This window comes from Blautia sp. OM07-19 (assembly GCF_003481595.1).
Lineage (GTDB): Bacteria > Bacillota > Clostridia > Lachnospirales > Lachnospiraceae > Blautia_A > Blautia_A intestinihominis.
The window spans coordinates 28,246-42,753 of record NZ_QULA01000006.1 but is presented as its reverse complement, the minus strand read 5'-3'; the positions used below and the strand labels follow the sequence as shown (position 1 = coordinate 42,753).

The 14,508-nt window shown below is 44.2% G+C and carries 14 protein-coding genes and 1 riboswitch; all 14 genes read left to right on the top strand.

Features of this window, described 5'->3' with window-relative positions:
• Nucleotides 1-105 precede the first annotated feature (105 nt).
• The 14 genes from DXC01_RS06115 to DXC01_RS06050 all read left to right on the top strand — a co-directional run bounded on the left by DXC01_RS06115 (nt 106) and on the right by DXC01_RS06050 (nt 14,479).
• Complete coding sequence (locus tag DXC01_RS06115) at nt 106-567, top strand: DUF1002 domain-containing protein (RefSeq protein ID WP_118698515.1); 462 nt, start codon at nt 106-108, stop codon at nt 565-567.
• A 420-nt stretch (nt 568-987) separates the two neighbouring features.
• Nucleotides 988-1,893 (top strand): S1 RNA-binding domain-containing protein, encoded by a 906-nt coding sequence (locus DXC01_RS06110; RefSeq protein ID WP_118698514.1) that lies wholly within the window; start codon nt 988-990, stop codon nt 1,891-1,893.
• A 13-nt stretch (nt 1,894-1,906) separates the two neighbouring features.
• On the top strand, nt 1,907-3,574 hold the full coding sequence (locus DXC01_RS06105) for a putative manganese-dependent inorganic diphosphatase (protein ID WP_022213313.1): 1,668 nt from the start codon (nt 1,907-1,909) through the stop codon (nt 3,572-3,574).
• 37 nt (nt 3,575-3,611) lie between these two features.
• Nucleotides 3,612-4,193, top strand: coding sequence for a flavin reductase family protein (locus DXC01_RS06100; RefSeq protein WP_118252505.1), 582 nt, complete (start codon nt 3,612-3,614; stop codon nt 4,191-4,193).
• Nucleotides 4,194-4,286: 93 nt separating this feature from the next.
• Nucleotides 4,287-4,793 (top strand): shikimate kinase, encoded by a 507-nt coding sequence (locus tag DXC01_RS06095; protein WP_022213310.1) that lies wholly within the window; start codon nt 4,287-4,289, stop codon nt 4,791-4,793.
• Between the two features lie 151 nt (nt 4,794-4,944).
• Nucleotides 4,945-6,237: a UDP-N-acetylglucosamine 1-carboxyvinyltransferase gene (locus DXC01_RS06090; RefSeq protein ID WP_022213309.1), complete on the top strand. Its 1,293-nt coding sequence runs from the start codon at nt 4,945-4,947 to the stop codon at nt 6,235-6,237.
• 78 nt (nt 6,238-6,315) lie between these two features.
• Nucleotides 6,316-6,417: riboswitch (SAM riboswitch) on the top strand.
• 108 nt (nt 6,418-6,525) lie between these two features.
• Nucleotides 6,526-7,710: a methionine adenosyltransferase gene (gene metK / locus DXC01_RS06085; protein WP_022213284.1), complete on the top strand. Its 1,185-nt coding sequence runs from the start codon at nt 6,526-6,528 to the stop codon at nt 7,708-7,710.
• A gap of 135 nt (nt 7,711-7,845) precedes the next feature.
• The gene (locus DXC01_RS06080; protein ID WP_022213285.1) at nt 7,846-9,006 is read left to right on the top strand and encodes a sensor histidine kinase; all 1,161 of its coding nucleotides are present in this window, start codon (nt 7,846-7,848) and stop codon (nt 9,004-9,006) included.
• A complete protein-coding gene (locus DXC01_RS06075) occupies nt 8,999-9,688 on the top strand; it encodes a response regulator transcription factor (protein ID WP_022213286.1) in 690 nt (229 codons plus the stop codon). Before DXC01_RS06080 ends, DXC01_RS06075 begins: the two co-directional genes overlap by 8 nt.
• Before the next feature lie 5 nt (nt 9,689-9,693).
• A complete protein-coding gene (locus DXC01_RS06070; RefSeq protein WP_022213287.1) occupies nt 9,694-11,157 on the top strand; it encodes an aminotransferase class I/II-fold pyridoxal phosphate-dependent enzyme in 1,464 nt (487 codons plus the stop codon).
• Nucleotides 11,158-11,163: 6 nt separating this feature from the next.
• Nucleotides 11,164-11,751: a hypothetical protein gene (locus tag DXC01_RS06065; RefSeq protein ID WP_022213288.1), complete on the top strand. Its 588-nt coding sequence runs from the start codon at nt 11,164-11,166 to the stop codon at nt 11,749-11,751.
• Nucleotides 11,752-11,843: 92 nt separating this feature from the next.
• A complete protein-coding gene (locus DXC01_RS06060; protein WP_022213289.1) occupies nt 11,844-12,833 on the top strand; it encodes a DNA polymerase III subunit in 990 nt (329 codons plus the stop codon).
• A gap of 1 nt (nt 12,834) precedes the next feature.
• Entirely contained in the window at nt 12,835-13,749 is a 915-nt protein-coding gene (locus DXC01_RS06055) for a PSP1 domain-containing protein (RefSeq protein WP_118698513.1), read from the top strand.
• The gene (locus tag DXC01_RS06050; protein WP_022213291.1) at nt 13,727-14,479 is read left to right on the top strand and encodes a tRNA1(Val) (adenine(37)-N6)-methyltransferase; all 753 of its coding nucleotides are present in this window, start codon (nt 13,727-13,729) and stop codon (nt 14,477-14,479) included. Before DXC01_RS06055 ends, DXC01_RS06050 begins: the two co-directional genes overlap by 23 nt.
• The last annotated feature ends 29 nt before the right edge of the window (nt 14,480-14,508 follow it).

Here is a 14,508-nt window from a genome sequence, read left to right as displayed (position 1 = left end):
CCGAAAAACTGTGGTATAATGGGCTCGCCTGAGAGAAAAAGCATCGAAACAGGTGTGAAATTCAGGCTGATACATGAGAATGCATGAATTCAGGAGGTAATTACAATGAAAATAAACAAAAAAATCAGTGCACTGGTACTTGCAGGGGCTCTTGCATGTACAACACCGGCGATGGTCTACGCACAGGACAGCTCAGATGTGGTTGACCAGGCCGTAGAGATCCTTCAGGATAACGGAGTGGATGAACTTCTGTCCGATCCGGACAAGGTAGTGGATCTGATCGTTCAGGCTAAGGAAATTCTCGGTCAGGTAGATGTAACAAATGATGAGATCGGCTCAGCTCTTGATGTGGCAGCAGAAAGTGCGGGAATTACACTTTCCGATTCTGAGAAACAGACTCTGATCCAGTTATATGATAAATTCAAGAATACAGATCTGGATGAGAACCAGCTGAGAAGTCAGGTAAATAAGGTTTATAACAAGCTGGATGAGCTTGGGATCACCAAAGAAGATGTCAAAGGAATCATTGGCAAACTGGTCGATTTTGCCAGAAGCATCCTTAACTGACCTCACAGGAAAGACACTAGTACGTTTGTGAAAAACACACAGGATAAAAAATAGAGGAGTCAGAAATTTATAGTATATTTGAATAAAAAAAATGAATATACAGAAATAAAATTGTGCAAATATACGGAAACTTCATCGTTTGTTCATAAAAAGTTCATAATCGACTGTTATTATAAGTACAGTTCGAAGAGAACTTCACTAACAGACGTTGTAATGTTCTTCATTACACATAAATTTTTTCATAATAATCGCCCCGGTAAACCACTGCCGGGGCACTCCTCGTTTATTGAGTCCCTTTTTGGGGACTTTTTTTATTTCCTCCTGCATATAAAATATGCTATAATGAGACTAACTATAGTAAAATGATCAAAAGTATAGACGATATAGATAGATTTTTATATGAGAGGAGAATTGCAGATCATGTCTGAGTCAATGAAAGATTATGAAAAAGAACTGGAAGCTTCCATGAAAACGATCGAGGAAGGCGACATTCTCACAGGAACTGTGATCAGTGTGGATGAAAAAGAAGTGATCCTCGATCTTAAATATTATGCAGAAGGTGTGATCCCGGCAGAGAATTTCAGCAGAGAGCCAGGATTTAACCTCAAAGAAAATGTCCAGGAAGGGGACGAGATTCAGGCTACCGTGATCCGTAAAGATGACGGAAATGGAAATATCCTGCTCTCAAGGGTAGAGGCAGTTGATGTCCTTGCATGGGATAAACTTAAGGAATTAAAGGAATCTGGAGAGGTTCTGGATGTTGTAGTAAAAGGAATCACAAACGCAGGCGTTATCGCTTATGTAGAAGGTGTCAGAGGTTTTATCCCGGCATCCAAACTTGCTCTTGGATATGTTGAGGATACAGAGGCATATCTGAACAAACCGATCCAGGTACAGGTCATCGACGTTGATAAAGAAAGTAAGAAACTGATTCTTTCTGCTAAGGAAATTCTCCGTGAGAAGGCAGAAGAAGAACGCAGAAACAAAGTTTCAAACCTTGAGATCGGGCTTATCACCGAGGGAACAGTAGAGAGCCTTCAGCCATATGGTGCATTTGTAGATCTTGGAAACGGACTTTCCGGTCTGGTGCATATTTCTCAGATCTGCGAGAAGAGGATCAAGAAACCGTCAGAGGTTCTTGCTGTAGGAGACAAGGTCAAAGTCAAAGTCACTGCGATCAAGGACGGAAAGCTCAGTCTCAGCATTAAGGAAGCATCTGATATGATGGCGAAGGAAATCGAAGAAGAAGTTTATGAAGTACCAGATGCAGGAGAAGAGGCAACCACTACACTGGGCTCTCTCTTTGCAAATATCAAACTGGATTGAAAGGACGGCTGGAATGAAAAATCAGGAAAAAATTTTTGTTATAGGACATAAAAATCCGGATACAGATTCTATCTGCTCGGCAATTGCATACTGCGACATCAAAAACAGGACAAGCCAGCACCAGAAATTTATTCCGAAGCGCGCAGGACAGATCAATGAGGAGACAGAGTATGTGCTGAGCCGTTTTGGAGTTCAGCCGCCGGGATATCTGAGTAATATCGGAACCCAGGTCAAGGACATGGATATCCGTATGAGCCCGGATGCAGACAAGGGAATGTCGCTGAAAGCTGCATGGGATATCATGCAGGAGAACAGCATTGTTTCTCTTCCAATCAGAGATAAAGAAGGTGCCCTGGAAGGTCTGATCACGATCGGTGATATTGCGAAGACCTATATGGATACGACTGACAGCTATCTTCTTTCCAGAGCAAGAACACAGTATCAGAAGATCGCAGAGACGATCGACGGAGAAGTGATCGAGGGAAATCCTCATGGATATTTTATCAAGGGAAGAGTTATGGTAGGAACTGCCAACCCGGATAAAATGAAAGAATATATCGAAGAAGATGATATGATCATCATGGGAGACAGAGAAGAGGATCATCTTCAGGCGATTTCCCAGAATGTAAGCTGTATTATCGTGGGACTTGGAATCCAGGTATCAGAGAATGTTATGAAACTCGCACATGAGAAGGATATCATCATTATTTCTTCCCCGTATGATACCTTTACGATCGCGCGACTGATCAACCAGAGTATTCCGGTCAGATATATCATGAAAACAGAAAATCTTGTAACTTTTAATACCGAAGATTTTACAGATGATATCCAGGATGTCATGATCAAGCACCGTCATCGTGCATTCCCGGTCATCAACAAGAAGGGCAAATGTATCGGTACCATATCCAGACGTAATTTCCTGGGCATGCACAAGAAGCAGGTAGTTCTTGTAGACCATAATGAGATCGATCAGGCAGTAGATAATATTGAGAAAGCTGACATTCTTGAGATCATTGACCATCATAAACTTGGAACACTGCAGACGGTTCAGCCGATCAGCTTCCGTAACCAGCCGGTGGGATGTACCGGAACGATCATGTATCAGATCTATGGCGAACAGAAACTTGAGATCTCGCCTAAGATTGCAGGACTTCTGTGCGCAGCGATCATTTCAGATACGCTGATGTTCCGTTCACCGACCTGCACACTGCAGGATAAGATGGCAGCAGGAGCACTGGCACTGATCGCAGATATTTCCATTGAGCAGTTTGCGAAGGAAATGTTCCGTGCAGGAAGCAACCTCAAGGATAAATCACCGGAAGAAATCTTTTATCAGGATTACAAGAAATTTATTGCAGAAGGTGATATCTGCTTTGGCGTTGGACAGATCAGTTCTATGGATTCAGAAGAACTCAAAGAGATCAAAGAAAGACTGCTGCCGTTCATGGTAAGCGAATGCGGACGCCATGGTGTCACCAGAGTTTACTTCATGCTGACGGATATTATAACACAGTCAACGGAACTGCTGTTTTATGGAGAGGGAAGCCGTGAAATGGCAGAAAATGCATTTAAGATGGAGCCGGAAAACGACGCATTCTATCTCGAAGGTGTAGTTTCACGTAAGAAACAGCTGATCCCGCCGCTGATGGAAGCAGCACAGATGTCCGGTGATTATGCATAAAACAAAAGCAAAAGACAGACAGGAGGATTTGTAAATCATGGCAAAACAGACCTGGAAAGCAGGGAATATGCTGTATCCGCTCCCGGCGGTTATGGTGAGCGTTACAGATGGCAAAGGACAGGATGATATTATAACAGTAGCCTGGACAGGTACGATCTGCACAAATCCTCCAATGGTTTATATTTCTGTTCGTCCGAGCCGTTTTTCCCATCATATGCTGATGGAAACGGGAGAATTTGTAATCAATCTGACGACAGAGAAACTTACCAGAGCTACGGATTACTGTGGTGTCCGCTCTGGCAGAGACGTTGATAAATTCAAAGAAACAGGACTTACAAGAGAAAAGGCAGAATTTGTCAAAGCACCTATGATCAAAGAATCTCCGGTATCTATAGAATGCCGTGTTACAGAAGTTAAGAAACTGGGATCTCATGATATGTTTCTTGCGGAAGTACTTGCAGTACATGCGGATGAGGAGTATATGGACGAAAACAACCGCTTTGATCTTAACCGTGCACGTCCGATGGTATATTCTCATGGAGAATATCTTGGTATCGGAAAGAAACTGGGCACATTTGGCTACAGTGTCAAAAAACGGAGAAAAAGTGCGAAAAAATGAGCCTTCCCAAAGAGGGATTGCAGAACAAGGGCATTTATGCTAAAATGGGCGTTAAGCAATTTGTGAGAAATCAAACAGGAGAACGGACATTTTATGAATAATATAACATTGATAGGAATGCCTGGAGTCGGCAAAAGCACAATAGGCGTTGTACTGGCAAAGGTATTAGGCTATCAGTTCCTTGATTCGGATCTTCTGATCCAGAAACAGGAAAGAAGACGTCTGCGTGAGATCATTGAAGAAGAAGGATACATGGGATTCAAGGAAATTGAGAACCGTGTCAATGCGTCTATTGATGTAAACCATACTGTGATCGCGACAGGCGGAAGCGTAGTGTACTGTGAAGAGGCTATGAATCATCTGAGGTCGATTGGAACAGTTGTATATTTGAAATTATCTTTAGATTCCCTTGCAAAGCGCCTTGGCAATCTGCAGTGCAGAGGCGTACTGTTAAAGGACGGTCAGACATTGAAGGATCTGTACGAAGAACGAACTCCATTATATGAGAAATATGCAGATGTTGTTCTGGACGAAGAAGGGAAAGATTTGGAAGAAAGTCTGCACGATCTTTTGGAAATACTAGAAGAGAATTCAAAGTAACTATTGTTGAAAAGACAATGAAGCGGAAGGGGACAGAGTAAATTTTTATTTACAAATGGCAAATCTGTGTTATAATACAGACTTTGAGGATGAGATTTATCTCTGGCATTCGCTTCGACTTGCGGAGTGAAAATAATTATAGAGGTGCTTTATGGAACAGTATGTAATTAAAGGTGGCAATCCGTTAGTAGGAGAAGTTGAGATCGGTGGTGCGAAGAACGCTGCGCTTGCTATTCTTTCTGCTGCGATCATGACGGATGAAACCATTCTTATTGAGAATCTGCCTGACGTAAGAGACATCAATGTTTTGTTGGAAGCAATTGCCGGGATAGGAGCTCAGGTTGAGCGAATTGACAGGTCTACCGTTAAGATTAACGGATCTACAATTAACGATATCAGTGTAGATTATGAATATATTAAGAAAATCCGTGCGTCATATTATCTTCTTGGCGCATTACTTGGCAAATACAAACACGCTGAGGTTCCGCTTCCGGGCGGATGTAACATCGGAAGCAGACCAATCGATCAGCATCTGAAGGGATTTCGTGCATTAGGTGCAGATGTGAACATCCTTCATGGTGCGATCGTTGCAGAGACAGAGAACCTTCATGGAAGCCATATTTTCCTTGATGTTGTATCTGTAGGTGCGACGATCAACATTATGATGGCAGCTTCTATGGCATCTGGCCGTACTACGATCGAGAATGCAGCGAGAGAGCCGCATGTTGTAGACGTTGCGAACTTCCTGAACAGTATGGGAGCCAACATCAAGGGTGCGGGAACTGATGTTATCCGTATCAAGGGTGTTGAGAAACTTCATCGTACAGAGTATTCTATCATTCCGGACCAGATCGAGGCAGGAACTTTTATGTTTGCTGCTGCCGCAACTGGCGGGGATGTTACAGTTAAGAATGTTATCCCGAAACATCTTGAGGCAACAACTGCCAAACTTGAAGAGATCGGATGTGAGGTTGAAGAATTTGATGATGCAGTACGTGTACGTGCAGGCAAGAGACTTCACCGCACTCATGTCAAGACTCTTCCATATCCAGGATATCCGACAGATATGCAGCCGCAGATCGCTGTTACACTTGCCCTTGCAGAAGGAACAAGTATCGTAACAGAGAGTATCTTTGAAAACCGTTTCAAATATGCGGACGAGCTTTCCAGAATGGGAGCGAATATTAAAGTTGAGGGAAATTCTGCTATTATTGATGGTGTCCGCAAGCTTACAGGCGCAAGAGTCAGTGCACCGGATCTCCGTGCAGGAGCGGCTCTGGTAATTGCAGGTCTGGCAGCGGATGGAATCACAGTAGTAGATGATATTGTTTATATCCAGAGAGGATATGAGAATTTCGAAGAGAAACTGAGAAGTCTCGGCGCAGAGATCGAGAGAGTTTCCAGTGAGAAAGAAATTCAGAAATTCCGTCTTCGCGTAGGTTGATAAAATTTGTCATCCGAGATACTTGACAAGTATATAAAATAAGTTTATTGTATGTACTGCGATAACTTCATAAACGGCCTTTTATTCAGAGTGGTGGAGATACAAAGGATCTGTGAAGCCACGGCAACCCCTCCCTTGAGAGGAAGGTGCCAACCTGAGCGAGTGATCGAACAATAAGAGGATTGAAATCAAATTCAAGACAGTCCTATTGTTGGGGCTGTCTTATTTTGTTATGTACGCAGATAACTTATTGATCAATAGACCAGATAAAAAAGAAAGGAACCAATCATGGAGAAAGAAAAGATTTTATTTACATCCGAATCTGTAACTGAAGGTCATCCGGACAAAATGTGCGATGCCATTTCCGATGCCATTCTTGACGCGATCATGGAAAAAGACCCGATGGGCCGTGTAGCATGCGAGACCGCTACAACAACAGGTCTTGTACTTGTTATGGGAGAGATCACAACAAGCGCTTACGTTGATATCCAGAAAATCGTAAGAGATACAGTAAGAGAGATCGGTTATACCCGTGGAAAATATGGATTTGATGCTGATACATGTGCAGTCATCACTGCAATCGATGAGCAGTCAGCAGATATCGCTCTTGGCGTAGACAAAGCTCTGGAAGCTAAGATGGGAGAAGACGAGATCGATGCGATCGGAGCCGGAGACCAGGGAATCCAGTTCGGATATGCTTCCAATGAAACAGAAGAGTACATGCCATATGCGATCAACATGGCACACAAACTGGCTCGCCAGCTTACAAAAGTCCGCAAAGACGGAACTCTGCCATACTTAAGACCAGACGGAAAAACTCAGGTAACTGTTGAATACAGTGAAGAAGGCAAACCGATCCGTATCGATGCAGTTGTATGCTCTACACAGCATGATCCGGAAGTTACACAGGAGCAGATCCACGAAGACATCAAGAAATATGTATTTGATGAGATCATCCCGACAGACATGGTAGATGATGATACCAAGTACTTCATCAACCCGACAGGACGTTTCGTGATCGGTGGACCTCACGGTGACAGTGGACTTACAGGACGTAAAATCATCGTTGATACTTACGGTGGATCCGGACGTCACGGCGGCGGTGCTTTCTCAGGAAAAGACTGCACAAAGGTTGACCGTTCCGCAGCTTATGCAGCACGTTATGTTGCAAAGAACATCGTTGCAGCAGGACTGGCTGACAAGTGCGAGATCCAGCTTTCCTATGCGATCGGTGTAGCAAAACCGACTTCCATCAATGTAGAAACATTTGGAACAGGAAAACTTTCCAACACCAGACTTGTTGAGATCATCCGTGAGAACTTTGATCTCCGTCCGGCAGGAATCATCCGTATGCTCGACCTGAGAAGACCGATCTACAAACAGACAGCTGCTTACGGACATTTTGGACGTACAGATGTAGATCTTCCGTGGGAAAAACTGGATAAAGTTGACGATCTCAAGAAATATCTGTAAGACACGGTTTTTTCACCGTTTTTATAGAAAATTTAGAGATAGGAATATCGTGATATGATATAATGAACGCATATATAGCGGGTACAGACTCGTTATATGTGCGTTTATTTTTATACAGAGAAGCGGGGATGTGTTATGAAATTAAAACAGAGGATCATACTCGGTTTCCTGATGATCATATTAGTTCCAATGCTGCTGCTGGCGGCTACTTTATACGGGTTCAGCGAAGCGCAGCACAGGAGTACATCTAAGAATGAAGCAGTGCAGGAAGCAGATTATGATATTACGATCGGAGAGACCGGAGTTGACGGTTCGGGCTTACGGATCATGACGAAGGATCTTTTTTTTACGGCACTGGTCATCCTGATATTTACGAGTGTGTCCGTAGGATTGTGGATTTACAGAAGTGTTGCCACACCACTTGTTAAGCTGCGTAAGGCCACGCAGAATATCAAAGACGGAAATCTTGATTTTGTTCTTGATGTGGAAGGGGCGGATGAGTTTGCGGAACTTTGTCGTGATTTTGAGGAAATGAGGAGACGGCTCAAGGAATCCGCAGAAGAAAAACTTGTCCTGGACAAAGAAAACAAAGAACTGATCAGCAATATTTCTCATGATCTCAAGACCCCGATCACAGCCGTTAAGGGCTACGTTGAGGGTATCATGGACGGAGTGGCAGATACCCCGGAAAAGATGGATCGTTATGTCCGTACTATTTATAACAAAACAGTTGAGATGGATCATCTGATCAATGAGCTTACTTTTTATTCCAAGATCGATACAAACCGCATTCCATATACGTTCAGTAAACTGAATGTTGAGGACTATTTTTCAGACTGTGCAGAGGAAGTGGGACTGGAACTGGAAACGAGAGGAATACAGCTCTGCTATGCCAACTACGTAGACAGTGATGTGCAGGTGATCGCAGATGGAGAGCAGATCCGAAGGGTGATCCATAATATCATCAGCAATGCGATTAAATATATGGACAAGGGCAAGGGAATGAAGGGCATCATACAGATCCGTGTCAAGGATGTCGGTGATTTTGTCCAGGTTGAGATCGAAGATAATGGCAAGGGGATCGCAGCCAAAGATCTGCCATATATTTTTGACCGTTTTTACCGGACAGATGTTTCGCGAAATTCTGCCAAGGGAGGCAGTGGGATTGGTCTTTCCATCGTGCGTAAGATCCTGGAGGACCATGGAGGTAAAGTGTGGGCAACCAGCCGCGAGGACATCGGCACGATCATGTACTTTGTTTTGAGAAAATACCAGGAGGTACCTGTAAATGAGTAAAATACTGATTATTGAAGACGAAGAGGCAATTGCAGATCTGGAGAAAGATTATCTGGAACTGTCAGGATTTGATGTTGAGATCGCCACAAGAGGCGATGTAGGGCTTGAGAAGGCTCTGAAAGAAGAATACGACCTGATCATACTTGATCTGATGCTCCCTGAGGTAGATGGATTTGATATCTGCCGTCAGGTGCGCGAGGAGAAGAATATCCCGATCATCATGGTTTCGGCAAAGAAAGACGATATTGACAAGATCCGTGGACTGGGACTTGGGGCAGATGATTACATGACCAAGCCGTTCAGCCCAAGCGAACTTGTTGCCAGGGTAAAGGCACATATGGAAAGATATAACAGACTTGTAGGATCAAATGTTGTCAAGAATGATATTATCGAGATCCGTGGGATCAAGATCGACAAGACAGCGCGAAGAGTCTGGATCAATGGGGAGGAGAAGACATTTACGACCAAGGAATTTGATCTTCTTACATTCCTTGCGGAGAATCCGAACCGCGTATTTACCAAGGCGGAACTGTTCCGTCAGATCTGGGATATGGAATCTGTAGGCGACATTGCAACTGTTACCGTTCATATCAAGAAAATCCGTGAAAAGATTGAATTCAACACAGCCAAGCCGCAGTATATTGAAACCATCTGGGGTGTAGGTTACAGGTTTAAGGTATAAAAATTATGGAAAGATTATATAGAGCATTAGAAATTTACAGCCAGGAAGATTATTATCCATTTCATATGCCGGGGCACAAGAGAAATCCGGACACAGTCAATACAGACCTGCCGTTTGACAGGGATATCACAGAGATAGAGGGATTTGATAATCTTCATCATCCGGAAGGAATTCTGAAAAAAGCGCAGGAAACTGCTGCGAATGTGTATGGTACGAAGGAATGTTATTACAGCGTTAATGGCAGCACAGCGGCACTTCTTGCGGCTGTTTCGGCAGCGGTTCCGAGGAAGGGACAGATCCTTGTTGCGAGGAACTGCCACAAGGCTGTCTATCATGCTCTGTATCTGAGGAATCTGATCCCGACTTATGTCTATCCACAGATGGACCAAAAGTGGTGGATAAACGGAGGAATTTCACCGGATAAGGTGGAAAGAGCACTGGCGGAGAATCCGGAGATCAAGGCAGTGCTTCTCACATCGCCGACGTATGATGGGGTGGTATCAGATATTGAGAAGATTGCAGAGATCGTACACAGATATGAGATTCCGCTGATCGTGGATGAGGCACATGGAGCACATTTTCACTTTTCAAATTATTTCCCGACATCAGCAGCTGAACTGGGAGCGGATCTGGTTATCCAGAGTTTCCACAAGACACTTCCGTCGATGACGCAGACTGCGGTGCTCCATAACTGCAGTGACCGCGTGGACAGCAGACTGATCCGCAGATTTATGGGAATTTATCAGAGCAGCAGCCCGTCGTATATCCTTATGGCGAGTATGGATGCCTGCATGGAAAAAATGTCCTCCGACGGTAATGAGATGTTCCGTGAATTTACAAAGATCCTCGAAAAGGCGAGACGCAGGCTTTCAGAATGCAAGTATATCCGCCTGGTTTCACCGGAGATCGGAACGGCCGGAGTTTTTGATTATGATCGTTCCAAATTACTTTTTTCTACACGCTATGCGTCAATGACGGGAAGTGAACTGGCACAGATCCTTCTGGAGAAATATCACATTCAGGTGGAGATGGAAACGGAGCATTATGTGCTTGCACTGGCAGCAGTTGGTGACAGTGAGGAAGGCTTTGAGAGACTTTGCCAGGCAATCGAGGAGATCGACCAGGAAGAAGCACAGAAGAAAAAAGAAAAAAGAGAAGCAGAAGAACCGAAGGCAGGAAGAACAGCATACACTTCATTGAGCCAGTTCATGTCGATCACGGAGGCAATGGAATCGGAGAGTGAAATCCGCAAACTGGAAGAAAGTGTCGGACGGATATCGGCAGAGTTTGGATATCTCTATCCGCCTGGAATCCCGCTGATCGTACCGGGAGAACAGATTACTGGACAATTTATCCGTAATATGAGAATATACATGGAAGAGGGATTGTATCTGCAGGGACTGGAGGACTATACCAATGAGACCATCCGTGTAGTAGCCCAGAATACTACGAAGGAGCAGGAAATCTGATATTTCATGGGAAAGATTTTTTATATTATGGGAAAAAGTGCCGCCGGTAAGGACCGGATCTATTCTTTACTGGCAGGCAATAAAGAACTGAACCTGAAGAAACTGGTACTGTATACGACCAGACCGATCCGCGCGGGAGAGCAGGATGGAGTTCAGTATTATTTTACAGATGACAGCAGACTTGAGGAATTTAAGAAATCAGGAAAGCTGATCGAAGCCAGAGCCTACCATACTGTTCATGGCATCTGGACATATTTTACAGCAGATGATGGACAGGTAGATCTCTCAGAGGGAAACTATCTTGGAATCGGCACACTGGAATCTTATCAGAAACTTAAGCAATATTACGGGGAAGAACATGTGATCCCGGTTTATATTGAAGTAGAGGACGGAGAGCGATTACAGAGGGCACTTCTTCGGGAGCGGGAGCAGGAGAAACCGAAATACGAAGAGATGTGCAGACGTTTTCTGGCAGATCAGGAGGACTTTTCGGAGGAAAACATCCGGGAGGCAGGAATTAAATTAAGATTTGCTAATGAGAATTTAGAATTGTGTGTCGAAAATATTATAAAATATATAAATTCCCTTTCATAGACAAAAATAGTTTTGAATGGGTAACAAAGTATGCTATAATGTAGGCATGGCGAACAAAGATTCGTATACAGAAACAAGAGAGGTGATTCTGAATGGTTAGTTTCAACAATATTATCGGGCACGAGGAGATTATCAGGCATTTGAAGAATGCCATGACGACAGGAAAGGTATCTCATTCCTATATTTTTACCGGAAGACCTGGATCAGGTAAGAAACTTCTTGCGACGACTTATGCAATGACTCTTCAGTGCGAGGCTGGGGGAACGGAGCCATGTCAGAAGTGTGATTCCTGTAAGAAAGCCCTGGGTAAGAATCATCCGGATATCATCATGGTAAACCATGAGAAGCCGGGAACTATTTCGATAGATGAGATTCGTGATCAGCTGATTCACGATGTAGCAATTAAACCATACTGCAGTCCGCACAAGATCTATATCGTTCCGGATGCGGAGATGATGACAGTACAGGCGCAGAATGCTCTTCTCAAGACAATTGAGGAGCCACCGGAATATGCAGTCATCATGCTGCTGACCAGCAATGCAGATGCACTTCTTCCGACGATCCAGTCCCGTTGTGTCAGACTGGATCTCAAGGTAGTAGATGACAATCTGGTTAAGAAATATCTTATGGAACGTCTTCATGTGCCGGATTATCAGGCAGAGATCGATGCATCTTTTGCACAGGGAAGCATCGGCAAGGCACAGGAGGCAGCAACATCCGAAGAGTTTGGCAAGATGACAGAGAATGCTCTCAGGATCCTGAAGTATGTAAGTACGATGCAGACTTATGAGCTGACTGATGTGATCCGCGAACTTTCCGATGAGAAACAGCATATAGGCGACTATCTGGATATTTTTCAGTTCTGGTTCCGTGATGTTCTGATGTTCAAAGCTACAAGGGAAATAGACAATCTGGTCTTCAAGCAGGAAATTAATTATATAAAGGAACAGGCGAGCCAGCGTTCATATGAAAATCTCGAAAAGATACTGGAAGCACTGGAGAAGGCCAAGGTACGTCTGCGTGCAAATGTAAACTTCGAGCTTGCTCTTGAACTTCTGTTCCTGACGATCAGGGAGAGATAGAATGACAAAAATAGTTGGAATCAGATTCAGAAATGTCGGCAAAATATATTATTTTGATCCGAAGAATTATAAAATGCAGGTGGGCGATCATGTGATCGTAGAGACCGCCCGCGGAGTAGAATTCGGCAGAGTTGTACTTGGACCGAAGGAAGTTGGAGAGGACGAGGTTGTTCATCCGCTCAAAGAAGTCTTGAGAGTAGCGACTCAGGCAGATGAGGACAGAGAGCAGCAGAACCGTCTCAAGGAGAAGGATGCCTTCAAGATCTGCCAGAAGAAGATCCGTGAGCATGGTCTGGAGATGAAGCTGATCGATGCAGAATATACATTTGATAACAACAAGGTATTGTTTTACTTTACAGCAGATGGAAGAATCGATTTCCGTCAGCTTGTCAAGGATCTGGCGGCAATCTTCAAGACAAGGATCGAGCTGAGACAGATCGGTGTCCGTGATGAGACCAAGATCCTCGGAGGAATCGGAATCTGCGGCAGAAGTCTCTGTTGCCACACGTATCTGTCAGAGTTTGCACCGGTATCTATCAAGATGGCGAAGGAACAGAACCTTTCACTGAACCAGACCAAGATTTCCGGCGTATGCGGCAGACTGATGTGCTGTCTCAAGAACGAACAGGAAACATACGAGGAACTGAATAAGAAACTTCCGGGAATCGGGGACACTGTCACACTTCCGGATGGAATTCAGGGAACTGTACAGAATGTAAATGTTCTTCGCCAGAGAGTCAAAGTCGTTGTCGAAGTAAACGACGAAAAGGAGATTCAGGAATTTCCGGTAAATGAACTGAAATTCCGTCCCCGTAAGAAAAAAGTCAAAGTTTCCGAGAAGGAAATGAAGGAACTGGAAAAACTCGAAGACAGAGAAGGAGATAAAAAATTTCATGGAAAGAAATCCGCAAACTGATCTGGTACATCCGGGAGAGCGGGTCGATGACCTGCAGAATGGATTTTATGTAATTCAGAATCCAGAGAAGTTCTGCTTCGGAATGGATGCGGTTCTTTTGTCCGGCTTTGCAAAGATCAGAAAGAATGCAAGGGTCCTGGATATGGGAACCGGCACAGGGATCATTCCGATCCTGCTCAAAGGCAGAGGCAAGGGAGAACATCTCACAGGACTGGAGATACAGGAAGAATGTGCAGATATGGCCGCACGCAGTGTTGCGTACAATAGTCTGGAATCTGCAATTGATATTGTATGCGGAGATATTAAGGAGGCTGCTGGGATTTTTGGAGCAGCTTCTTTTGATGTAGTAACAAGCAATCCTCCGTATATGATCGGAGAGCATGGACTGCGTAATCCGTATATGGCAAAAGCAATTGCGAGACATGAGGTGCTCTGCACATTGGAGGATGTTGTCAGCCAGGCGTCCAGAGTACTCAAGGACAGGGGACATTTTTTTATGGTGCACCGTCCGTTCCGTCTTGCTGAGATTTTTCAGGTGCTGATGAAATACAAGCTGGAGCCGAAACGCATGCAGCTTGTGTATCCGTACATAGACAGAGAACCAAATATGGTATTGATCGAGGCCTGCAAGGGTGGAAACTCCAGAATCACGGTAGAGCGTCCGCTGATCGTTTATGAGAAGCCGGGAGAGTATACAAAGGCGATCCTGGAAATCTACGGGATGGTCTGATGATTCGGATAAGAATTCAAGAAAGGAAC

Bases quoted from the DNA above. Each gene is read 5' to 3' on its own strand.
- DXC01_RS06115 (WP_118698515.1), top strand. From the start codon at position 106: ATGAAAATAAACAAAAAAATCAGTGCACTGGTACTTGCAGGGGCTCTT.
- DXC01_RS06110 (WP_118698514.1), top strand. From the start codon at position 988: ATGTCTGAGTCAATGAAAGATTATGAAAAAGAACTGGAAGCTTCCATG.
- DXC01_RS06105 (WP_022213313.1), top strand. From the start codon at position 1,907: ATGAAAAATCAGGAAAAAATTTTTGTTATAGGACATAAAAATCCGGAT.
- DXC01_RS06100 (WP_118252505.1), top strand. From the start codon at position 3,612: ATGGCAAAACAGACCTGGAAAGCAGGGAATATGCTGTATCCGCTCCCG.
- DXC01_RS06095 (WP_022213310.1), top strand. From the start codon at position 4,287: ATGAATAATATAACATTGATAGGAATGCCTGGAGTCGGCAAAAGCACA.
- DXC01_RS06090 (WP_022213309.1), top strand. From the start codon at position 4,945: ATGGAACAGTATGTAATTAAAGGTGGCAATCCGTTAGTAGGAGAAGTT.
- metK (WP_022213284.1), top strand. From the start codon at position 6,526: ATGGAGAAAGAAAAGATTTTATTTACATCCGAATCTGTAACTGAAGGT.
- DXC01_RS06080 (WP_022213285.1), top strand. From the start codon at position 7,846: ATGAAATTAAAACAGAGGATCATACTCGGTTTCCTGATGATCATATTA.
- DXC01_RS06075 (WP_022213286.1), top strand. From the start codon at position 8,999: ATGAGTAAAATACTGATTATTGAAGACGAAGAGGCAATTGCAGATCTG.
- DXC01_RS06070 (WP_022213287.1), top strand. From the start codon at position 9,694: ATGGAAAGATTATATAGAGCATTAGAAATTTACAGCCAGGAAGATTAT.
- DXC01_RS06065 (WP_022213288.1), top strand. From the start codon at position 11,164: ATGGGAAAGATTTTTTATATTATGGGAAAAAGTGCCGCCGGTAAGGAC.
- DXC01_RS06060 (WP_022213289.1), top strand. From the start codon at position 11,844: ATGGTTAGTTTCAACAATATTATCGGGCACGAGGAGATTATCAGGCAT.
- DXC01_RS06055 (WP_118698513.1), top strand. From the start codon at position 12,835: ATGACAAAAATAGTTGGAATCAGATTCAGAAATGTCGGCAAAATATAT.
- DXC01_RS06050 (WP_022213291.1), top strand. From the start codon at position 13,727: ATGGAAAGAAATCCGCAAACTGATCTGGTACATCCGGGAGAGCGGGTC.